The sequence below is a fragment of the Xenorhabdus sp. PB62.4 genome, from assembly GCF_014467285.1.
Lineage (GTDB): Bacteria > Pseudomonadota > Gammaproteobacteria > Enterobacterales > Enterobacteriaceae > Xenorhabdus.
Map to the genome: position 1 here is coordinate 1 of NZ_NKHR01000100.1, position 808 is coordinate 808.

General features: G+C 47.3%; 1 protein-coding gene. It reads right to left on the reverse strand.

Annotated features, from left to right (window positions below; all coding sequences use genetic code 11):
• Window positions 1-144 precede the first annotated feature (144 nt).
• Window positions 145-808 (reverse strand): IS110 family transposase (locus Xenpb_RS19380; RefSeq protein WP_187655741.1); only part of this gene is annotated, 664 nt, incomplete at its 5' end.

Consider the following 808-nt stretch of genomic DNA (forward strand, 5'->3'; position numbering starts at 1 on the left):
GGCTTCAATGAGCCATTTTGTTTCTTAGGTTATTCATCAGGCCGATTGGCCGTTCATGTCATCAATAATCAGTCTTCGCAAAACCAGATAGGTAACGTGTATTTCACTGTTTAATCATCAAGTTATTGAATCAGCCAGCCTCTATTAGGCCTGATACTCATTTTGCCGAGTAGTGATTGCCCAGGCTATTCTTGCCAGCTTATTAGCCAATGCACAGGCAACCACATTCGAATGTTTCTTGCTCAGTTGTGCCTGAACCCACTCGGCAAGTCTCCCATGCTGATGCTCAAGCCGCATCATAAACACCCGGGCGCATTGAACCAGCAATCGGCGCAAATTTTTGTTGCCGCGTTTGCTGATACCCAGCAGAGTCGGTTTTCCCCCTGTACTGTATTGTCGGGGAACAAGCCCCATCGAAGCAGCAAAATCCCGGCTGCATGAAAATTGTTTTCCGTCACCAAGCTGGGATGAAAGTAGGCTGGCGGTAATGGGTCCTACCCCCGGTATTGTCATCATGCGTTGAGTCGCATCGTCCGCTTTGATGGACTGTTTTAATTCTAATTCCAACGTGGTTATTTGCTCGACAAGATAAAGGTAGTGGGCATGTAATTTCATCAGCAAACGGCTCAGATAATCGGGCACGTCGTATTCTGCCAGAACCAGAGATAACCGTTTAATGACCGCCTCGCCTTTTGGCAGACTGATACCAAACTCCAGCAAAAAGGCGTGCATTTGGTTAGTGGTCTTTACCTTATCTTTGATGAGTGATTCTCTGACACGATGCAGTGCTCTCATCGCCTGTTGCGTC